The following is a 21831-nucleotide window of genomic DNA, read 5'->3' as shown; positions in this document are numbered from 1 at the left end:
AAACCTTAGTAAAATGCTCGGGTATTATCAATCGCTGGATCGGGCTGTGTATCGGCTTGGGATCAAGATCACTTTTCCGAGGTGGCGGCGTACTCAATAAGGAATAGAGGAGGGGGAGATGCCGGGCACCACGACGGCGCCCGGTACTTGAAAATTACAGAGACGGGTTGCTTTTGATGTTTACTGGCAGAGAGTCAATAACCTGATCAGCCAGACCGGTACCTGCGGCTTGGTAGATGTTGTACACGCTGTGTACGCCCATCTCCTTCAGAGCTTCCTCTTCATCGGCGTAACGGACGATGGCGGTTACCTTGCCGGAGTAGGCACTGGCAGCCAGCAACTCGGCGGTATGCAGGTTACCCTGGTGGGACGGCATCGCCAGCACAATCAACTCAATCGAACCGCTTGGTACCAGCTTGTCCCAGAAATCCGAGTCGGTACCATCGCCCAGTACGGCTTTGCGGCCGTCGCGATGGTGACGTTCGATGATCTCTTGCTTGTGGTCGATACCAAGGATCACGTCGCCGTAGCTGCTTTTCAGTGAATCGTAGGCACCAGAGCCGATACGGCCCATACCAAAGATCAGTACGCTGGGGTTGCCCAGGTCGATGGGTTGATCTTCCGGGTGCAGTGGTTCGCGCTGCAGGCCCGATAACCTGGGAAGCAGCAGGTCGTAGATTTTTAGAGCCAGGCGGCTGAGCGGGGCCGCCAGTACGAAACTGAACGCCACCAGTAAGGCAATGATCCTCAACCAACTTGCGTCGAGTGACCCCGTCGCTATGGCGGCTGTCATGACAATCAGTCCGAATTCGCTGAAATTGCCCAGTGTGATGGTGGCCATCACCGAGCTTCTTAAACGAAAACGATAGTGAGAAAGCAGCAAAAGGAACAGCGCCATCTTTACCGGCAGCAACAGCATTAATGCCAGAGCTGTTACGACCTCTTCCTTATTTGGAATTCCCTGTTGGCCGATGGTTAGGAAAAAGGCGACCAGAAACAGCTCTTTAAACAAGAAAAGGGACTTAGACAGCTCCGAGGATTTTCGATGCCCGGCCAGCAGGACCCCGAGTATCAGTGCGCCGAGATCCGGCTTTAGCCCTACCGCTTCAAACAATGCTGCCCCAGGAACCAGGGCCATCGATAGGCCAAACAGCACCAGCAACTCACCGTGACCACAGCGTTCCATCAGTTTGAACAGCAGTGGACGTAACAGCGGTAGCCCGAGAAGCAACAGAGCCCAGGCCGAGGGCCATACTCCCTTGCTGACCGTGAGGTAAATCACCGCAAAGATGTCCTGCATAATCAGGATGCCGATGGCGGTGCGTCCATACAGTGATTGGCTGTCGCCACTCTCTTCCAGAGACTTAATGGCGAAAACGGTACTGGAGAAGCTCAGGGCGAAGCCGAGAATGACCACTTGCTGGTTGCCCAGTTGGTCGAACATGCCGATGCCGGTTAGCGCCAGAAGCTTGATAAGGATAGCGGCCAGACCTATGGTGGACACCATATGAATGCTGGCTCCGCCCCAGACTTCAGACTTAGTCAGGCTGGACAGATCCAGTTTAAGGCCGATGGCAAACAGCAGTAGCAACACACCGAGGTCGGCAATCGGTGTAAGGAACGTTAGCTCTTCGACGCCAGCGGCATACAGAGCAAAGCCTGCAGCGAGGTAACCGATGAGAGGCGGCAGTCCGATTCGAGTGGCAGCAATGGCGAGAATCAAGGGGATGATAAGAAGTAGAGGGTCCATCAATGCCTTCCGTGGGTTGGTTAGAGAATCGTATTGTACCGTGTTCTGCTAATAAAACCTGCCAGCTCTGTCTTTGATGCCGTCGTAAATATCGAAAATAAAGGTAACTTTCCTCTTTTATATAGGTTGTCTTCGTTGCCAGCCTCGATGGGTTTCATTCAATGCGCTCGTTCAGTTCTCGACGAGAAGCCGTCGAATTGTGGATAACTCTGTGTTTAAGCTGTGGTGTTGCGGTGGGTTTCGGCGCTTGGCAATAATATCGTGATTTATTGCTGTCTTGGCCTTGCGTTCCGGCGGGGCCTCCCTATAATGCGCTTCCTGTCGACGGGGCACAGCGGCTTACTTCGTTAAGCGCTGAGCAACAATTCGACACTCGGAAAAGCCTTTGAAAATAACGCTTGACGGGGATTGAGGAAAGCGTAAGATACGCAGCCTCAGCAACGGGAACCACGGTTCGGTTGCAACGCTCTTTAACAATTAGTCAGACAATCTGTGTGGGCACTCGCGCAGGATTGATATCTCATATATCAATGTTGCACTGAGTGACTATAACAAGTTAATTCAGTAATTCATTGAGTCGAAGTTTTCGGACTTCAAAAAACTTTTTAATTGAAGAGTTTGATCATGGCTCAGATTGAACGCTGGCGGCAGGCCTAACACATGCAAGTCGAGCGGAAACGACATCATTGAAGCTTCGGTGGATTTGATGGGCGTCGAGCGGCGGACGGGTGAGTAATGCTTAGGAATTTGCCCAGTCGAGGGGGATAACCATTGGAAACGATGGCTAATACCGCATACGCCCTACGGGGGAAAGAGGGGGATGCTTTTGCACCTTTCGCGATTGGATAAGCCTAAGTGAGATTAGCTAGTTGGTGGGGTAAAGGCTCACCAAGGCGACGATCTCTAGCTGGTTTGAGAGGATGATCAGCCACACTGGAACTGAGACACGGTCCAGACTCCTACGGGAGGCAGCAGTGGGGAATATTGCACAATGGGCGCAAGCCTGATGCAGCCATGCCGCGTGTATGAAGAAGGCCTTCGGGTTGTAAAGTACTTTCAGCGAGGAGGAAAGGTTAGTAGTTAATACCTGCTAGCTGTGACGTTACTCGCAGAAGAAGCACCGGCTAACTCCGTGCCAGCAGCCGCGGTAATACGGAGGGTGCGAGCGTTAATCGGAATTACTGGGCGTAAAGCGCATGCAGGCGGTTGATTAAGCGAGATGTGAAAGCCCCGGGCTTAACCTGGGAACTGCATTTCGAACTGGTCAACTAGAGTCTTGTAGAGGGAGGTAGAATTTCAGGTGTAGCGGTGAAATGCGTAGAGATCTGAAGGAATACCAGTGGCGAAGGCGGCCTCCTGGACAAAGACTGACGCTCAGATGCGAAAGCGTGGGGAGCAAACAGGATTAGATACCCTGGTAGTCCACGCCGTAAACGATGTCTATTAGGAGTCTGTGCCCTTGAGGCGTGGGTTCCAAAGCTAACGCATTAAATAGACCGCCTGGGGAGTACGGCCGCAAGGTTAAAACTCAAATGAATTGACGGGGGCCCGCACAAGCGGTGGAGCATGTGGTTTAATTCGATGCAACGCGAAGAACCTTACCATCTCTTGACATCCACGGAAGCTTGGGGAGACCCGAGTGTGCCTTCGGGAACCGTGAGACAGGTGCTGCATGGCTGTCGTCAGCTCGTGTTGTGAAATGTTGGGTTAAGTCCCGCAACGAGCGCAACCCTTGTCCTTAGTTGCCAGCACGTAATGGTGGGAACTCTAGGGAGACTGCCGGTGATAAACCGGAGGAAGGTGGGGACGACGTCAAGTCATCATGGCCCTTACGAGATGGGCTACACACGTGCTACAATGGTCGGTACAAAGGGTTGCCAGCTAGCGATAGTGAGCCAATCCCATAAAGCCGGTCGTAGTCCGGATTGGAGTCTGCAACTCGACTCCATGAAGTCGGAATCGCTAGTAATCGTAGATCAGAATGCTACGGTGAATACGTTCCCGGGCCTTGTACACACCGCCCGTCACACCATGGGAGTGGGCTGCAAAAGAAGTGGGTAGTTTAACCGTTCGCGGAGGACGCTCACCACTTTGTGGTTCATGACTGGGGTGAAGTCGTAACAAGGTAGCCCTAGGGGAACCTGGGGCTGGATCACCTCCTTACGAAATAGATACGGTTTTGCGTTGAGTGTTCACACAGATTGTCTGAAATCATCCTAACGGATGATTTTGGCGTTTTTGCTTATGGCAAAAACTTGCTCTTTAACAATTTGGACAAGCTGATAAATTTCTCGAGATATTTGCAATTTTTGCAAGTGCCTTGAATATCTGGCGATAAATTAACGTATTGGTTGTTTAATCGTATTAAACAATGTCAGTAGGTTCTGCGCAGGAATTTGCGGCTTAGGCGAGGCGGAAGTCGAGCGAGCGATTGAGTTAACTGTAGTTAATGATTGAGCGAGCGAGAGTTTCAACGACGCATAAGTAGCAAAGACCCAGCAGAAAGACTTATTGGGGTTGTATGGTTAAGTGACTAAGCGTACACGGTGGATGCCTAGGCAGTCAGAGGCGATGAAGGACGTAGTAACTTGCGATAAGCGATGATTAGGCAGTAACAGCCACTTGAGTCATCGATTTCCGAATGGGGAAACCCGGCCACGTAAGTGGTCACTGTGCACTGAATACATAGGTGTATGGAGCGAACCAGGGGAACTGAAACATCTAAGTACCCTGAGGAAAAGAAATCAATTGAGATTCCCTAAGTAGCGGCGAGCGAACGGGGATTAGCCCTTAAGCGTAGAGGGTGTTAGTGGAACGGTCTGGAAAGTCCGGCGATACAGGGTGATAGCCCCGTACACGAAAACTAACTTTGCGTGAAATCGAGTAGGACGGGACACGTGATATCTTGTCTGAACATGGGGGGACCATCCTCCAAGGCTAAATACTCCTGACTGACCGATAGTGAACCAGTACCGTGAGGGAAAGGCGAAAAGAACCCCTGTGAGGGGAGTGAAATAGAACCTGAAACCGTGTACGTACAAGCAGTGGGAGCCGACTTGTTCGGTGACTGCGTACCTTTTGTATAATGGGTCAGCGACTTACATTTTGTAGCGAGGTTAACCGCATAGGGGAGCCGTAGGGAAACCGAGTCTTAACTGGGCGAATGAGTTGCAAGGTGTAGACCCGAAACCCGGTGATCTATCCATGAGCAGGTTGAAGGTTGGGTAACACCAACTGGAGGACCGAACCCACTAATGTTGCAAAATTAGGGGATGACTTGTGGATAGGGGTGAAAGGCCAATCAAACCGGGAGATAGCTGGTTCTCCTCGAAAGCTATTTAGGTAGCGCCTCGTATCTCACCATTGGGGGTAGAGCACTGTTAAGGCTAGGGGGTCATCCCGACTTACCAACCCTTTGCAAACTCCGAATACCAATGAGTGCAATTACGGGAGACACACGGCGGGTGCTAACGTCCGTCGTGGAGAGGGAAACAACCCAGACCGCCAGCTAAGGTCCCAAAGTTCTAGTTAAGTGGGAAACGATGTGGAAAGGCTCAGACAGCCAGGATGTTGGCTTAGAAGCAGCCATCATTTAAAGAAAGCGTAATAGCTCACTGGTCGAGTCGGTCTGCGCGGAAGATGTAACGGGGCTAAACTAGACACCGAAGCTGCGGATGCACACTAGTTGTGCATGGTAGAGGAGCGTTCTGTAAGCGGTTGAAGGTGTGTCGAGAGGCATGCTGGGTATATGCGTAGAAGTGCGAATGCTGACATGAGTAACGTTAAAGCGGGTGAAAAACCCGCTCGCCGGAAGACCAAGGGTTCCTGTCCAACGTTAATCGGGGCAGGGTGAGTCGACCCCTAAGGCGAGGCCGAAAGGCGTAGTCGATGGGAAACGGGTTAATATTCCCGTACTTCTTCTTACTGCGATGGAGTGACGGAGAAGGCTAGGCCAGCGCACTATCGGATGTGCGTTTAAGGTTGTAGGCTGTGTGTTTAGGCAAATCCGGACACACATTAGGCTGAGAGCTGATGACGAGGTGCTACGGCACTGAAGTGGTTGATGCCATGCTTCCAGGAAAAACTTCTAAGCTTCAGGTAAGAAGGAATCGTACCCCAAACCAACACTGGTGGTCAGGTAGAGAATACCAAGGCGCTTGAGAGAACTCGGGTGAAGGAACTAGGCAAAATGGTACCGTAACTTCGGGAGAAGGTACGCCGCTGACGGTGATGGAACTTGCTTCCTAAGCTGTTGGCGGTCGCAGATACCAGGTGGCTGCAACTGTTTATCAAAAACACAGCACTGTGCAAACTCGTAAGAGGACGTATACGGTGTGACGCCTGCCCGGTGCCGGAAGGTTAATTGATGGGGTTATTCTTCGGAAGAAGCTCTTGATCGAAGCCCCGGTAAACGGCGGCCGTAACTATAACGGTCCTAAGGTAGCGAAATTCCTTGTCGGGTAAGTTCCGACCTGCACGAATGGCGTAATGATGGCCACGCTGTCTCCACCCGAGACTCAGTGAAATTGAAATTGCGGTGAAGATGCCGTATACCCGCGGCTAGACGGAAAGACCCCGTGAACCTTTACTACAGCTTGGCACTGAACATTGACCCTACATGTGTAGGATAGGTGGGAGGCTTTGAAACCATGTCGCTAGATGTGGTGGAGCCGACCTTGAAATACCACCCTTGTAGTGTTGATGTTCTAACTTAGGCCCCTGAATCGGGGTTGAGGACAGTGCCTGGTGGGTAGTTTGACTGGGGCGGTCTCCTCCCAAAGAGTAACGGAGGAGCACGAAGGTTGGCTAAGTATGGTCGGACATCATACGGTTAGTGCAATGGCATAAGCCAGCTTAACTGCGAGACAGACACGTCGAGCAGGTACGAAAGTAGGTCATAGTGATCCGGTGGTTCTGCATGGAAGGGCCATCGCTCAACGGATAAAAGGTACTCCGGGGATAACAGGCTGATACCGCCCAAGAGTTCATATCGACGGCGGTGTTTGGCACCTCGATGTCGGCTCATCACATCCTGGGGCTGAAGTCGGTCCCAAGGGTATGGCTGTTCGCCATTTAAAGTGGTACGCGAGCTGGGTTCAGAACGTCGTGAGACAGTTCGGTCCCTATCTGCCGTGGGCGTTTGAGAATTGAGAGGAGCTGCTCCTAGTACGAGAGGACCGGAGTGGACGAACCTCTGGTGTTCCGGTTGTCACGCCAGTGGCATTGCCGGGTAGCTAAGTTCGGAATCGATAACCGCTGAAAGCATCTAAGCGGGAAGCGAGCCTCAAGATGAGTTCTCACTGGGACTTTAAGTCCCCTGAAGGGCCGTGGAAGACTACCACGTTGATAGGCAAGGTGTGTAAGCGTTGTGAGGCGTTGAGCTAACTTGTACTAATGACCCGTGAGGCTTAACCATACAACACCCAATGGGTTTTGATATCCCAGATAGTTAAGCGCTTGCAAGAATGCAAACGAGAAAACAGCTTGTGCGAATTGATACAGTTTTTGTCTGACGACAATAGCGCTGTGGCCCCACCTGATCCCATGCCGAACTCAGAAGTGAAACACAGTAGCGCCGATGGTAGTGTGGGAGTTCCCATGTGAGAGTAGGTCATCGTCAGACTCCCATTAAGAGAAAAGCCCGTTCCGAAAGGAACGGGCTTTTTTCGTTTTTATGGTTTTAAAAGCCGCTGGGTACCCGCGTTCGCGGGCACGACGGAGGGTCGTAGTTGACGCTTTGCGAACTTGATGCAGATGGCGACCACTAACCCTGCCGCCCGCACAACTCTTCAACCGTGTCGCCCTTGCGAACGCGAGGGTCCAGTGTCTTGGTTTTGAGTACGGTGAATGAAAGCCACTGGGTACCCGCGTGCGCGGGCACGACGGAGGGTCGTAGTTGACGCTTTGCGAACTTGATGCAGATGGCGACCACTAACCCTGCCGCCCGCACAACTCTTCAACCGTGTCGCCCTTGCGAACGCGAGGGTCCAGTGTCTTTGGTTTGGTTGGGTGCAATGAAAAGCCACTGGATTCTCGCCTGCGCAGAATGACGAAAGGCAAAGCCGCTGGGTACCCGCGTGCGCGGGCACGACGGAAGGGTGTTTGCGGCTATGTGAATAAACGATCAGCACCCCGAGCCTTGCCGAACCCCAAATAACGGCTCGTTTACTGCTAACCCCACCAACAACCACCGTCGCCCTTGCGAACGCGAGGGCCCAGTGTCCTTGGGTTTTGGTTGGGTGCAACAAAGCCACTGGGTACCCGCGTCCACGGGCACGACGGAGGGATGATTGAGGTTGGTGTGGTAACGATCAGCATCGAGCTCTACCGATACCTCAATAACTGCTCAGTTAGCACCACTCCTCCTCATTAGCACCGTCGCCCTTGCGAATGCGAGGGTCCAGCGTCTTGGTTTTGAGTACGGTGAATGAAAGCCACTGGGTACCCGCGTTCGCGGGCACGACGGAGGGTCGTAGTTGACGCTTTGCGAACTTGATGCAGATGGCGACCACTAACCCTGCCGCCCGCACAACTCTTCAACCGTGTCGCCCTTGCGAACGCGAGGGTCCAGTGTCTTTGGTTCTATTGTGTTAAAGCCACTTGATTCTCGCCTGCGCAAGAATGACGAAGGGCAAAGCCACTGGGTACCGGCGTTCGCGGGTACGACGTAGGAGGTTTTATCGCTCATTGCGAACTGGAGGGCAGGGAGGAGAGCTTCTCTGGCAGCTCGTTTGCTGGACTATTCTTGCTAGAGACAGCAAAGGTAAAACCATTTAGCCTTACTTGTGTTCGCTGAAAAGCGTAAATGTAATCCTTTGGAAAGCTGAATGCCTTCTTAACTGCTCGGATCAGTTGGTGCTTATTGTGCGGTAACGCACAAATTAAGTGGAATTGACCTTAACTGGGAGGCGTTAGTTGGGTAAGATTCGTGGCAATCAGTGTACATATGTACGCTAACTTTCCTGTTGTGGTGGGAGTAAGTAGTGACCCAACTATTAGAAGATCTGCATCTGGTTGATCTGGTTCGTGCACGTATCGATGAGATGCCGGAAAAGGCAGCGTTGTCCTATCGTGAGAAAGGACAGTGGCACGACATCAGCTGGAAACAGTTGGGCACTACCGTGACTCAGTTGGCGCGGGTGCTGTTGCACCTCGGCTTGGAACCCCAGGACAAGGTGGCGCTGTTTGGTCAAAACTCGGAAAAATGGACCATGGCGGATCTGGCCTGTATGCAGGCCAGGGCGGTGGTGGTGCCGATCTACCCGACCAATACTGCCGAACAGGCTGGCTACATCCTCAACGACGCTGCTGCCAAGGTGGTGTTTGTGGGTGATCAGGAGCAGTACGACAAGGCGCTGGAGGCCCTAGCCCAGTGCCCTAGCGTGGCTCACCTGGTGTTGATGAACGATGCCATTGCCAAGCGTGATGCTGCTGTGATTCAGCACAGTTACGATGAATTGCTGAGATACAACGTCGAATACTGCCGACAGGCGTTGGAGCAGCGTATCGACGAGTGTAACCTCGACGACCTGTTGACGCTGATTTACACCTCTGGCACCACAGGCGAGCCCAAAGGGGTGATGCTGGATTACCGCAACTTCGCCAGTACTACCCGTCAGCATTCGAGAGTACTGGACTATGGTAAGGGCGATCGCAGCCTGGCCTTCCTGCCCCTGTCTCACGTGTTTGAACGCGGCTGGACTCTGTATTCGCTCGGTCTGGGTGCGCATGTAGGCCTGCTAGAAAACCCCGCCGACGTTCAACAGGCGATGGTGGAGTTCAAGCCGAACGTGATGTGCGCCGTTCCCCGTTTCTATGAGAAGGTCTACAGCGCCGTCGCCGATAAAGTTTCCAAGGCGCCGGCACATCGTCGAGCCCTGTTTTACTGGGCCCTGCGTCAAGGGCAGAAGCGTTTCCAGGCCGACAACGGCGGTCAACCCCTGGGTAAGGTGTCTCAGGCCTTGTATGGACTGGCCGACAAGTTGGTACTGTCAAAGCTGCGGGCGGTGCTCGGGGGTGAGATGCGGTTCATGCCCTGTGGTGGTGCCAAGCTGGATGAGGTCGTGCATGAATTCTTCCAGTCCATCGGTATTACGTTGCTGTGTGGCTATGGCCTGACAGAAACCACGGCCACGGTGACCTGTGGGTTGCCCGGGAGCATCAAGCTGAATGGCAATGGCCGTCCCCTGCCCGAAGCGCAGGTGAAGATTGGTGCCGAGAATGAGATTCTGGTGAAGGGCGATACCGTGATGCGGGGCTATTACAACCGGCCAGAAGACACCGAGGCGGTGTTTGAAGATGGTTGGTTTAAGACCGGTGACGCCGGTTACCTGGATGAGCAGGGGATGCTGCACATCACCGACCGCATCAAGGAGTTGATGAAGACTTCTAACGGTAAGTACATTGCTCCTCAGCGCGTTGAGGGCATGGTCGGTCGTGACCCGCTGATTGAGCAGGTTGCCATCATCGCTGAAGCACGGAACTATGTATCGGCCCTGATTGTGCCGGCGTTTGAGTCGCTGGAAGCCTGGGCCAAAGAGAAAGGCATCAAGTACAAGGATCAGCTGGAGCTGATTCAACACTCTGCGGTTGTCGAACATTTCGAACAGCGTCTGAAAGAGGTGCAGGGCGAGCTGGCGAAATTTGAGCAGGTGAAAAAATTCACTTTGCTGCCGCGGGAGTTCTGCATGAAGCGGGGCGAGCTGACGCCGACGCTGAAACTGCGCCGTAAGGTAATCAACGAGCGTTTTGAAGCTGAAATTGATGCCATGTACGCCAAAGCCAAGAAGCTGGTGGGGCGCAAGAAAGCCTCGGCAAAGTAAGCTTAGGGTTGACGAGAAGGGTGCCGAAAGGCACCCTTTTTTTGTTCATACTAAAAAAGGATTTGTGATGTACAGAACGTTAATTACACCTCGGTTCTCAGAAACCGATGCTTTGGGGCACATCAATAACACCGTGGTACCCGTGTGGTTTGAAAAGGCTCGCACGCCGATCTTCCGCTGTTTCATTCCGACCTTGGACCATCGTCAGTGGAATTTGATTCTGGCGGGATTCAACGTGGACTATCTGCTGCCCACCTATTACGGCGAAGACGTTGAGATTCGCTCCGGCATTCATCACATCGGCAACAGCTCACTGAAGATCTGGCATCAGGCCCTGCAAGGGGGCAAGGTGGTGGCCCAAGCCGAAGTGGCGATGGTGCATTACGATTACGAGGCGGAAAGCTCTACCGCCATTGGTGAAGAGGTACGGTTGCTGTTGGCGGAACTGCAGGATCCCCGCCCCTGGTAGGCAACAACAGCAATAAAAAAGCGGCCATTGGCCGCTTTTTTCAGAACTGGCTGAGTTTCAGCTGGCTGAAGTCGTCGATGACGTGGTGTTTGCCCTGACGCACGTCCTTAGAACGCACTACTTGGCAGGTCTTCAGACCGGCGGCTTTGGCCGCATTCAGCTCATCCAGGTTGTCGGAGACAAACAGGATGAGGTTAGGCCACATGCTGATGGTGTTGATGATGTTGCGATACGCCTGCGGATCCACTTTCTGGCCCACATGGGTGTCGAAGTGGCCATGGAACAGGTCGCGTAAATCACCAAACTGGCTGTGTTGGAACAGCAATTCCTGGGCTTCGGTCGAGCTTGAGGAGTAGCTGTAGATCCGTCTACCGTCCTGCTTCAGAGATTTCAGGCCTTCGGCGGCATCCGGGTAGATGTGTCCTTCCAGCTCACCGTTTTGGTAGCCTTGACGCCAGATCATCCCTTGCAGGGTTTTCAGTGGGGTGGCCTTCTTATCCTGTTCGATCCACTCCAGCAGAATGGCAACAACACGGTTAAGGTCTGCCTCTGGCTCTGCAGCCATCTCCTTAACGTCATCGATACAGTGGGATACGACCACTTGATCCTGATTGGCCTCAATAAACTTAGCCATCTCTTTGGCTGAGTAAGAGAACAACACGGTCTGAATGAAGTCGTAATCCGTGGTGGTACCTGCGGTATCTACGATAACGGCTTGAATTCCCATAATCCCTACAATTATTAATCTCGCTTCTGGGCAAATAGTAGCGCCGAGCCGGGTTCATTGCCAGCATTTACTACGGCATTCGCACCGGTTGTCCCTGTTTATAAACCGCTGAGCAGGGGTTGGATCCATATTGCCATGCCAACTCGGCGGGGTGGCCGATTCGCCATTGGCTGATGTCGGCGTCAAAGCCAACTCTCAACTGGCCACAGCGGGCTTGAACCCCCAGAGCCCGCGCGGCGTGACGGGTGACGCCGGCCAGGGCCTCTGCCGGCGTCAGGCTGAACAAAGTGCAGCCCATATTGAGCATCAGCAGCGTGGAGCACAGCGGTGAACTGCCGGGGTTAAAGTCAGAGGCCAATGCCATAGGAACCTGGTGCTTTCTGAGCAGATCCACCGGTGGCTTGCGGGTTTCTTTCAGGAAGTAGAAGGCCCCCGGCAGCAGCACCGCAACGGTGCCGGACTGGGCAATGGCCTTAACGCCGTCCTCATCCAGGCACTCGATGTGGTCGACCGACAGTGCCTGATGCTGTGCCGCCAGGCGACTGCCGCCCATGTTGGACAGCTGCTCGGCATGCAATTTGACCGGCAGATTGTGGGCCTTGGCAGCCTTGAATACCGCCTCGGTCTGGTGGAGATCGAAGGCGATGTTCTCGCAGAACACATCCACGGCGTCCATCAATCCGTCGGCGGCCAGTGCCGGCATCATGTCGTTGCAGACGTGGTCGACGTAGTCGTTGTCGCGCCCCTGAAATTCCTTGGGAATGGCGTGCGCCCCCAGGAAGGTGGTGTGAATGTCGATGGGGTGCAGTTGCCCCAGGTGGCGAGCCAGCTCCAGCATCTTGCGCTCGGTGTCCAGATCGAGGCCGTAACCGGATTTGATCTCGACTCGGGTCACCCCTTCTCTGAGCAGGCTGTTGAGTCGAAGTCGGGCGTCGTGGAACAGGGACTCGGTGTCGGCGGCGCGGGTGGCATTGACCGTCGATTGAATGCCGCCGCCCTGGCGGGCGATCTCTTCATAGGTGGCGCCATTTAACCGGGCTTCGAACTCGTTGGCGCGGTTGCCAGCGAAAATCAGGTGGGTGTGGCAGTCGATTAACCCCGGGGTCAGCCACTGGCCATTGCCCTTGATTACCGGTACCGAAAAGGGGTCGAACTCAGGCAGGTCGGCGCGGCGCCCCAGCCAGGCGATTTTGCCGTCTTTCACCGCCAAGGCGGCGTCTTCGATCTCACCGTAACTGCCCGGCTGTTCAGGATCCATGGTGGCCAGATTGACCTCAATCCACAGTTGGTCCCAGTCCATTGTTCGCTCCTTCGGCGCTGATTGTCTGAGCTCATTCTGGCAATCTTTGCTTGTATATACAAGTTGTCTGTGTCATTTTGTGGCCAGTTATCTTCAGGAGAGTGGACCCTTGGCCGCACCAAAGTTTGTCGAAATTAAGCAGCATTTGATCGCCAATATTGAGCGAGGAGTGTGGCGTGAGCATGCCAAGGTGCCGTCGGAAAACGCGCTGGCCGGCGAGTTTGGTTGCAGCAGAATGACGGCCCGGCGGGCATTGACCGAACTGGTTGAGCAAGGGGTATTGGTGCGCAGCCAGGGGCAGGGCACCTTTGTGGCGTCACTGAAGTCCCAGGGCTCGATGCTTAACATTCGCAACATTGCCGACGAGGTGCGGGATCGGGGCCATGATTATCAGGTACAGGTACTGGAGCAGCTCAGGCTACCGGCCGACGCGTCGGTGGCGATCGCCCTCGGTGTGGCGGTGGGGGCGGAAGTGGGGCAGACCCGGCTGCTGCACAGTGAAGATGGGCAGCCGGTGCAGTTGGAGTTGCGCTTCGTTAACCTGGCGCTGGTACCGGATTACCTGGAGCAGGATTTTTATCGCCAGACGCCCCACGAGTATTTGAGTCAGGTGGCGCCGCTAACGGAAGCCCACCATGAAGTGGAGGCGGTGGTGGTGGACGCTAAGACCGCCTCGTTGCTGGAGATCGATCAGGGCGAGCCCTGTTTACGGATTCATCGTCGTACCTGGAGTCGTTCCGGTACGGTGAGTTTTGCACGATTGACCCACCCAGGCAGCCGATATCGTCTGGGCGGTCATCTGGTTATGGACTGATGCTGGTGCTTCTGCGGGAGCGATAAGCCAGCCAACGACAACAGTGAGGAAATCACGATGAGCATTAAGAAGGACACTGCAACGCGCATCGATGAGAGTCGCGTCATTCGCGCTCCACGGGGCACCGAGTTAAATGCCAAGAGCTGGCAGACGGAAGCGCCGCTGCGAATGTTGATGAATAACCTGGACCCGGAAGTGGCCGAGCATCCGCAAGGGTTGGTGGTGTATGGCGGCATCGGTCGCGCGGCCCGAAACTGGGAGTGTTTCGATCAGATCGTGTCGACCCTCAAGCGTCTGGAAACCGACGAGACCCTTCTGGTTCAGTCCGGTAAGCCGGTGGGCGTGTTTAAGACCCACGAAAACGCGCCCCGAGTGCTGATCGCCAACTCCAACCTGGTGCCTCACTGGGCCAACTGGGAACACTTCAATGAACTGGATAAAAAGGGCCTGGCCATGTATGGCCAGATGACTGCCGGTTCCTGGATTTATATCGGTACCCAGGGCATTGTCCAGGGGACTTACGAGACCTTTGTGTCCGTTGCCAAGAAGCACTTTGGCGGCGAAGCAAGCGGCCGCTGGATCCTGACCGGAGGCTTGGGTGGCATGGGCGGGGCGCAGCCACTGGCGGCCACCATGGCCGGTTTCTCGATGATTGCGGTGGAATGCGATGAGACCCGCATCGACTTCCGTTTGCGCACCGGTTACGTGGATAAGAAAGCCACTTCTCTGGATGAAGCCATGACCATGCTGGATCAGGCCAAGGCCGAAGGCAAGCCGGTATCTGTCGGGCTGCTGGCTAATGCCGCCGATCTGTTTTCCGAGCTGGTGGACAAGGGCATTACCCCGGACGTGGTCACCGATCAGACCTCGGCCCACGATCCGCTCAATGGCTACCTGCCTCAGGGGTGGAGCATGGCCCACGCCGCCGAGATGCGGCTTAAGGATGAAGCCGCAGTGGTGAAAGCCGCCAAGGCGTCGATGGCGGTTCAGGTGCAGGCGATGCTGACTCTGCAGAGTCGCGGTGCTGCCACTCTCGATTACGGCAACAACATTCGCCAGATGGCTTTGGAAGAGGGCGTCAGCAATGCCTTTGATTTTCCTGGTTTCGTTCCGGCCTACATTCGGCCGCTGTTCTGCGAAGGCATCGGGCCGTTCCGTTGGGTGGCCCTGTCCGGCGATCCGGAAGACATCTACAAGACCGATCAGAAAGTCAAAGAGCTGATTCCGGATGACAAGCACCTGCACAATTGGCTGGACATGGCCCGTGAACGGATTCAATTCCAGGGGCTACCGGCGCGCATCTGCTGGGTCGGCCTGAAAGATCGGGCTCGTCTGGGTAAGGCGTTTAACGAGATGGTCAAGAATGGCGAGCTGAAGGCGCCCATTGTGATTGGTCGTGATCACCTGGACTCCGGTTCAGTGGCCTCGCCCAACCGGGAAACCGAAGGGATGATGGACGGCTCCGATGCGGTCTCCGATTGGCCGCTGCTCAACGCCATGCTGAATACCGCCGGTGGTGCTACCTGGGTCAGCCTGCACCACGGTGGTGGTGTGGGCATGGGCTTCTCCCAACACTCTGGCATTGTGATTCTGTGTGATGGCAGTGACGACGCCGACGCCCGCATCGGGCGGGTGCTGTGGAACGATCCGGCCACCGGAGTGATGCGTCATGCCGATGCCGGCTACGACATCGCCCGTGAGTGTGCCAAGCAGCAGGGCCTGGATCTGCCGATGTTGGAGGAGAAGTGATGTTTGAGCTGACTCTTAAGCCCGGTACGCTGACTCTGACCCAGCTGCGTCATGTGGATCTGCACGGGGTAAAACTGACCCTGGATGCTGGCGCTTATACCGCCATCGATCGCAGTGCCGCCATGGTGCAGCAGGTGATTGATGAAGACCGGGTGGTGTACGGCATCAACACCGGCTTTGGCTTACTGGCCAACACCCGTATCGACAAAGACGATTTGGCGTTGTTGCAGCGCTCCATCGTGCTGTCCCACGCCGCCGGTACCGGCGAACCCATGAGCGACAGTGCCGTACGGCTGATGATGGTGCTGAAAATTAACTCCCTGGCGCGGGGCTTCTCCGGCATTCGCCGTGAGGTGATCGATGCGCTCATTGCCTTGGTGAATGCCGAGGTGTACCCCATCGTTCCGGAAAAGGGTTCGGTGGGTGCCTCCGGGGACCTGGCGCCGTTGTCGCACATGGTGCTGCCGCTGTTGGGTGAGGGCGAGGTGCGTTATCACGGCGAAGTGATCGATGCCAAGACCGGCCTGATCAAGGCCGGGCTGGCGCCGATGTCACTGGCGCCGAAAGAGGGGCTGGCGTTGCTCAATGGCACCCAGGCCTCTACGGCACTGGCCCTGCAGGGGTTGTTCCGCGCCGAAGACCTGTGGGCTGGCGCCAGTGTGGTCGGCGCCATGAGCGTCGAGGCCGCCCTGGGCAGCCGTCGTCCTTTCGATGCCCGCATTCACGAAGTGCGTGGTCAACAAGGCCAGATCGATTCGGCGGCGGTATTCCGCTTCCTGTTGGAAGACAACTCCGAGTTGGGAGACAGCCATGCCGGCTGTGAAAAAGTGCAGGACCCCTACTCCCTGCGCTGTCAGCCCCAGGTGATGGGGGCCTGTCTGACCCAGATTCGCCAGGCGGCAGAGGTGTTGTTGGTGGAGTCTAACGGGGTTACCGATAATCCGCTGGTGTTTGCCGCCGAGGGCGACATCATCTCCGGGGGGAACTTCCATGCCGAGCCGGTGGCCATGGCGGCCGACAATCTGGCCCTCGCCATCAGTGAGATTGGCGCGTTGGCGGAGCGTCGCATCGCTCTGCTGATCGACCGCAACCTGTCTGGTTTGCCACCGTTTTTGGTGGACAACGGCGGGGTCAACTCGGGCTTTATGATTGCCCAGGTCACCGCGGCGGCCCTGGCCAGCGAGAACAAATCTTTGGCTCACCCGGCCTCGGTGGACAGTTTGCCCACCTCCGCCAACCAGGAGGATCATGTCTCCATGGCCACCTTCGCGGCGCGGCGGTTGCGAGAGATGGCGGACAACAGCCGAGGCGTACTGGCCGTGGAGTTGTTGGCGGCGGCCCAGGGGCTGGACTTCCGCACGCCGCTGCGGGCCAGCAAGCCGGTAGAGAGTGCCAAGCAGCAACTGCGTCAGCGGGTCAGTTTTTACGACAAAGACCGCTATTTCGCTCCGGACATCACCGAAGCCACGGCACTGTTGCACCGAGCCAGCTACAATAGCTTATTGCCGGGCGGCATCCTGCCAAGCTTGTAATAGCTAAGTAGCTCAATGCGATACATCAAGCCCTGCTCATGCAGGGCTTTTTTCTGTGCGGGCTTGTCAGTATCCTGAACCCCTATAATGGGCGGCGCCTACCTTTTCGCAGACTGGAATTATTGTGGAACAAGAGATTAAGAACGAGATGCGCCACTGGCTGGCCGAGTGGATGACCAAGATGGACATTCCTACCAAAGGGGATGACCTGTTGACGGTAGGCATCATTGCCACTGTGGCGTTGATCACCGCTTTTGTGGTGTACAGCCTCTTTATCCGGATTCTGGTGCACGGTACCCGCCGGGTGATTGAACGCAGCAACACCACCTGGGCATTGCCGGTGAAGCAGCATCGGGTGTTGGAGAAGCTGGCTCAGATTGCGCCGTTGGTGGTGCTGGATCTGTTCACTCCCATGATGTTGAATCTGTGGCCATTCTGGGAAGACATGGCTTCCAGGTTGCTGGAATTGACCATGTTGGTGATGTCGATTCGGGTTCTGTACGCCTGCCTGGATACGGTCAGGATGGTGGCATCGACGCGACCCGAAGGGCGGCGGCTGCCGGTACAGAGTATCGTTCAGCTAACCAAGCTGTTCCTGTTCATTGTCGCCTTGATACTGTTTATCGGCATCATGCTGGATAAATCGCCGCTGTATCTGCTGTCCGGCTTGGGTGTTGCCACCGGTTTGGTGATGTTGGTGTTTCGCGACACTATCTTGGGTTTTGTGGCTGGCATTCAGCTGGCGGCGAACCGCATGGTCAGCCCTGGTGACTGGATCGAGATGTCCAAGTACGGGGCCGATGGCGAAGTGGTGGAGGTAACGCTGACCACGGTCAAGGTGCAGAATTGGGACAAAACCATCACCATGATCCCCGCGTACGCGCTGACCACCGATGCCTTTCGAAACTGGCGTGGCATGCAGGAGTCTGGTGGGCGTCGCATTAAGCGGGCGGTGAACCTGGATGTGAATTCGATCCGTTTCGTGGATGAGTCGCTGCTGGCTCAGTTGCAACGCATTGAGTTGCTGCAGCCCTACCTGGAGCAGAAGTTGGCTGAGTTGAAGCAGGCGAATCTGGGTCACAAGGATATGGATATGACGGTCAATGGCCGCCGCATGACCAACCTGGGGTGTTTGCGCGCGTACCTGGATGCCTACCTGAATGCCCACCCCCAGCTGACGCCGGAGATGACCATGATGGTGCGACAACTGGCGCCCTCAGAGTTGGGACTACCGCTGGAACTGTATTGCTTTACCAACGACACCCGTTGGGCGGTGTACGAAGGCATTCAGGCGGACATCTTTGACCACCTGTTTGCCATTCTTCCTGAGTTTGAGCTGCGGCCGATGCAGCGCCCTAGCGGCCTGGATTTTGCCGCGCTGACGCCGGCTCACGCCGAATAGCGCGGTACTGGCTGCGGGTACTTGCCATGGATGGCGCGGAAAAAATCGAGCATGGTGTTCATGTCGGCAGCCATGTCGTCGCCGGGAACCAGCGGCTCTCGAATGATCACCGTCTTGGACTTAAAGTCCAGTCCGGCGCAGTAGATGGGAACCTGGGCCTGTTTGGCGATGTGGTAGAAGCCGGTTTTCCAGCGTGTGACCGGCTTGCGGGTGCCTTCAGGCGCCAGTGCCAGAATGAAGTTCTCCTGGGTGGCGAACAGCTCGACGGCGGTATTCACCAGATTGTTCTGCTTACCCCGGTTGACTGGAAAGCCCCCCAGCGCCCGGAATAACCACCCCAGTGGCCAGCGGAACAGTTGGTGCTTGCCGATGAAGTTGGCGTTCATTCCCAACGCCCACTGGGCCAGGATGCCGATGGGGAAATCCCAGTTGCTGGTATGGGGGCCAACAATGATGATGTGCCGGCCGGTGGCAGGGATTCGGCCTTGTATCGACCAGCCCAGGCGCTTAAGCAGCCAGGCCGAGATGCGGTGTGTCATAGTGATTGATCTGTGTGTATCGAGCAATGGAGTAAGTATACCAACCCCGGCGTTTCAGAGTGGCAATCGCTGTTGTTAAAGCCAGCAGTTAAACTGAATCAATACTCCAAAAAACTAAGGAAGGTGATTATGAGGTGGCTTTTGGTCTTGATCGGGTTACTGATCAGCCCTTTGACCCTGGCTTCTGAGGCGGACATTAGGGCGGTGCTGGCTCAGCAACAAGCGGCGTGGAACCGGGCCGACATCGAGGGCTACATGCAGGGGTACTGGCACAGTGAGCAGTTGCGCTTTGTCTCCAGTGGCAAGATCAAGTACGGCTGGGACAACACCCTTAAAGGGTATCAAGCGCGTTACCCCGATGCCGCGACCATGGGCAAGCTGTTGTTTGAGCTGGAAACGGTGCAGATGTTGTCAGAAGACGCGGCCCTGGTGGTGGGCCGCTGGCAGCTACTGCGAAAGAAAGATCAGCCCGCGGGAGAGTTTACCCTGATCTTCAAAAAGATAGGGGACAACTGGCGCATCGTCCACGACCACACCAGTTAGTGCTCATGCTCGTGGTCAGCTTGATCCGATTCTGATTGTGGGTCGTGGCCAAGGTGTACCTCGGAGGCATCGTGCAGGTGTTCACCGGCTTCGCTGTGGCCGTGGTCCGGATGGGCCGCCATCAGCAGCACCAGGAACAACAGTCCCAGGCCACCCCCAATCCAGTGACTGGAGTGCAGTTTGGGCAGACCGCTGTGCTCATGCTCATGGTGGTGGCCGTGGTGCTCATGGGGGCGGTGCCACAACACGTGCAGAATGGAACCGGTGACAAACGCCTGCAGGTATACCACGTGGCTGGCGGTCATGGTCAGTAGCAACTCTGGCCCCATCACATAGCCAATGATGGTGGTGACCATCATCAGTCCCAACACCGAGGCGGCGATCAGACGGCCGTAGGCCGGGCGCAATAGCCACCATACCGCCAGGCCCGCCGGCATGCGATGCAGTATGATACCAAACGCCAGCAGCAGTGGCCCCTGGGCATTGGAGGCCATAAACAGGGCGCTGCCATCGGTGACCGAGTGCAACAGCAGGCCACCGATCCCCAGAGTTACCGTCAGATTGTGGGCAAAGGCCGAGTGGCGTTTAAACAGTTTTTCTGTCAGCGTCGGGCCGAACAATCCCAGGGCAATAAAGCCCAATGCGGCAGCGCCGCCCAGGCGGACCACTTGCGGCAAAATATCAAACAACACCAGTCCGCCGAGAGACACCATCACGAAGGCGCCGATGGCGGTGATGATGCCTCGTTGTTTACGCAGGCCGTGATGCAGAATGGGGCCGACTGCCAAGATCAGCAGGCTGGCGATTAAATAGTTCATAATGATAATTGTTCTCAATTGGGAGGCGTACGTTACCTCGTCGTCCCAATGCTGTCCAGCGGGGAATGCGGAAAATTATACCCGCAATCGCCTTCAGATGCAGACCGGGTGGTTTTCATGGTCTGCCAGTGGCAAGTTCTACAAGTAGTTGGTTAGTTCCAGCTTATGGTCACGGGGATCAATCGCTTTCAGAATGTGGTCGTTGTAGCGTTCCAGCTCAATCTCATTGGGCATGATGTGGGTCTGCGTCTTGAGGTTGTAGACCACTTTCACTAATGGCTTGGTGGGCTTACGATTTTCTGTTTCCATCACGATGCCGACCCGGCCGCTGCTGAGTTCCACCATGCAGCCGTTGGGGTAGACGCCCAGGCATTGGATGAATTTCACCACCAGGTTTTTATCCAGGCCGTTGGGGGTCATTCCCAGCAGGCGCTTGAGTGCCAGGGTGGGCGCCATGCCTTTGTGGTAAACCCGGTCGGCGGTCATGGCGTCGTAAATGTCACAAATCGCCACCATGCGACCGGCCATGGTGATCTGTTCGCCCTTTAACCCTTGCGGGTAGCCGGTTCCGTCGAGTTTCTCGTGGTGCATGGCGGCCACATCCAGGCTGACCTTGCTGATGCCTGGGGTGGACGAGATGATCTGGCGGCTGTGTTCGGCATGGGTTTTCATCACCTCAAACTCCTCCGGGGTCAACTTGCCGGGCTTGTTGAGGATGGCTTCGGGAATGCGGATTTTGCCGATGTCGTGCAGCAGCGAGCCGACGCACAGTTGATGCAGGGTGGTGCCGCTGATGCCCAGTGCTCGAGCAAACAGGGTCATCAGGATGGTAACCCCCAGCGAGTGTTCCAGCAGGTAGTCGTCTTTGTCTTTGATCAGTCGCAGACAGGCCAGTGCACTCTGGTTGCGAAACACACTGCCGATGAATTCGTCGGCCATGATGTTGACCGGCTGCAGATCCAGCTGTTGCCCCAATTTCACGTCGGACATCAGTCGCGACTGCAGCTGTTTGGCTTGGGTCAGCAGTTTCTTGGCTTTGGGCAGTTCGCTTTTCAGGCTGTCTTTTGCCGGAGTCTTAGCCGCGACTGGTTGGGGCTTGCTGACGGTGGGGGCGCGTTTGGATTTGCTCGGGTCGATGACAATTCGCTCGACGCCAAGGTTGCGCAACATCCCCAGGGTGGAGGGATCCTTGATGTAGCCCTTTTGAACCATCGACAACTTCGGGTGGTCGGGAATGCTCTCGACATACATCCCTAACGCAAGTTGGTCAATCGTAATGATTTTCATCGTTGTGATAGTTGTCTTCTTTAGTTGTTCGGGAATGTGATCCGCGCCACCTTCTGTCGGCTAACCTTAACTACTTCTT

13 protein-coding genes and 3 rRNA genes are annotated in these 21831 nt (G+C 55.5%); 10 read left to right on the top strand and 6 right to left on the bottom strand.

Features of this window, described 5'->3' with window-relative positions; translation table 11 throughout:
* Window positions 1-154 precede the first annotated feature (154 nt).
* Window positions 155-1750 (bottom strand): cation:proton antiporter family protein, encoded by a 1596-nt coding sequence (locus J8Z22_RS21905; RefSeq protein ID WP_035415916.1) that lies wholly within the window; start codon window positions 1748-1750, stop codon window positions 155-157.
* 606 nt (window positions 1751-2356) lie between these two features.
* Here J8Z22_RS21905 and J8Z22_RS21900 point away from each other — a divergent pair.
* The 5 genes from J8Z22_RS21900 to J8Z22_RS21880 all read left to right on the top strand — a co-directional run bounded on the left by J8Z22_RS21900 (window position 2357) and on the right by J8Z22_RS21880 (window position 11041).
* Window positions 2357-3913 (top strand): 16S ribosomal RNA (locus J8Z22_RS21900).
* A gap of 360 nt (window positions 3914-4273) precedes the next feature.
* A 23S ribosomal RNA gene (locus J8Z22_RS21895) occupies window positions 4274-7166 on the top strand.
* Window positions 7167-7258: 92 nt separating this feature from the next.
* Window positions 7259-7373, top strand: a 5S ribosomal RNA gene (rrf, locus tag J8Z22_RS21890).
* The 16S, 23S and 5S rRNA genes sit together here, the layout of an rRNA operon.
* A gap of 1420 nt (window positions 7374-8793) precedes the next feature.
* Complete coding sequence (locus J8Z22_RS21885) at window positions 8794-10572, top strand: long-chain fatty acid--CoA ligase (RefSeq protein ID WP_051252290.1); 1779 nt, start codon at window positions 8794-8796, stop codon at window positions 10570-10572.
* A 67-nt stretch (window positions 10573-10639) separates the two neighbouring features.
* Window positions 10640-11041 carry a thioesterase family protein gene (locus J8Z22_RS21880; RefSeq protein ID WP_252008202.1) on the top strand — a complete coding sequence of 134 codons (402 nt, stop codon included), beginning with the start codon at window positions 10640-10642 and terminating at the stop codon, window positions 11039-11041.
* A gap of 40 nt (window positions 11042-11081) precedes the next feature.
* On the opposite strand, the gene mtnC is transcribed toward J8Z22_RS21880, so the two are convergent.
* Both mtnC and hutI read right to left on the bottom strand, forming a co-directional pair.
* Window positions 11082-11768 carry an acireductone synthase gene (gene mtnC, locus J8Z22_RS21875; protein WP_028111158.1) on the bottom strand — a complete coding sequence of 229 codons (687 nt, stop codon included), beginning with the start codon at window positions 11766-11768 and terminating at the stop codon, window positions 11082-11084.
* 70 nt (window positions 11769-11838) lie between these two features.
* A complete protein-coding gene (gene hutI / locus J8Z22_RS21870) occupies window positions 11839-13068 on the bottom strand; it encodes an imidazolonepropionase (protein ID WP_028111159.1) in 1230 nt (409 codons plus the stop codon).
* Between the two features lie 109 nt (window positions 13069-13177).
* Between hutI and hutC the strand changes: the two genes are divergently transcribed.
* The 4 genes from hutC (at window position 13178) to J8Z22_RS21850 (ending at window position 18565) form a co-directional block, all read left to right on the top strand.
* On the top strand, window positions 13178-13882 hold the full coding sequence (hutC, locus tag J8Z22_RS21865) for a histidine utilization repressor (protein ID WP_252008200.1): 705 nt from the start codon (window positions 13178-13180) through the stop codon (window positions 13880-13882).
* A 57-nt stretch (window positions 13883-13939) separates the two neighbouring features.
* Window positions 13940-15631 (top strand): urocanate hydratase, encoded by a 1692-nt coding sequence (gene hutU, locus J8Z22_RS21860; RefSeq protein ID WP_252008198.1) that lies wholly within the window; start codon window positions 13940-13942, stop codon window positions 15629-15631.
* Complete coding sequence (hutH, locus tag J8Z22_RS21855; protein ID WP_252008196.1) at window positions 15631-17163, top strand: histidine ammonia-lyase; 1533 nt, start codon at window positions 15631-15633, stop codon at window positions 17161-17163. Before hutU ends, hutH begins: the two co-directional genes overlap by 1 nt.
* A gap of 124 nt (window positions 17164-17287) precedes the next feature.
* Window positions 17288-18565, top strand: a complete 1278-nt coding sequence (locus J8Z22_RS21850; RefSeq protein WP_252008194.1) for a mechanosensitive ion channel family protein — start codon at window positions 17288-17290, stop codon at window positions 18563-18565.
* On the opposite strand, the gene J8Z22_RS21845 is transcribed toward J8Z22_RS21850, so the two are convergent.
* Complete coding sequence (locus J8Z22_RS21845) at window positions 18553-19104, bottom strand: lysophospholipid acyltransferase family protein (RefSeq protein ID WP_028111164.1); 552 nt, start codon at window positions 19102-19104, stop codon at window positions 18553-18555. The two genes, J8Z22_RS21850 and J8Z22_RS21845, sit on opposite strands and share 13 nt — an antisense overlap.
* A gap of 129 nt (window positions 19105-19233) precedes the next feature.
* Here J8Z22_RS21845 and J8Z22_RS21840 point away from each other — a divergent pair, with 129 nt between their 5' ends.
* Complete coding sequence (locus J8Z22_RS21840) at window positions 19234-19647, top strand: DUF4440 domain-containing protein (RefSeq protein ID WP_252008193.1); 414 nt, start codon at window positions 19234-19236, stop codon at window positions 19645-19647.
* On the opposite strand, the gene J8Z22_RS21835 is transcribed toward J8Z22_RS21840, so the two are convergent.
* Together J8Z22_RS21835 and J8Z22_RS21830 are read right to left on the bottom strand one after the other, a co-directional pair.
* Window positions 19644-20465, bottom strand: a complete 822-nt coding sequence (locus J8Z22_RS21835) for a hypothetical protein (protein WP_051252185.1) — start codon at window positions 20463-20465, stop codon at window positions 19644-19646. The two genes, J8Z22_RS21840 and J8Z22_RS21835, sit on opposite strands and share 4 nt — an antisense overlap.
* 138 nt (window positions 20466-20603) lie before the next feature.
* The gene (locus J8Z22_RS21830; protein WP_252008192.1) at window positions 20604-21752 is read right to left on the bottom strand and encodes an HD-GYP domain-containing protein; all 1149 of its coding nucleotides are present in this window, start codon (window positions 21750-21752) and stop codon (window positions 20604-20606) included.
* Between the last annotated feature and the right edge of the window lie 79 nt (window positions 21753-21831).

The organism is Ferrimonas sp. SCSIO 43195 (assembly GCF_023716685.1).
Taxonomy (GTDB): domain Bacteria; phylum Pseudomonadota; class Gammaproteobacteria; order Enterobacterales; family Shewanellaceae; genus Ferrimonas; species Ferrimonas kyonanensis.
Note: the sequence above shows the minus strand (reverse complement) of the source record. Positions and strands in the feature narration are given on the sequence as shown.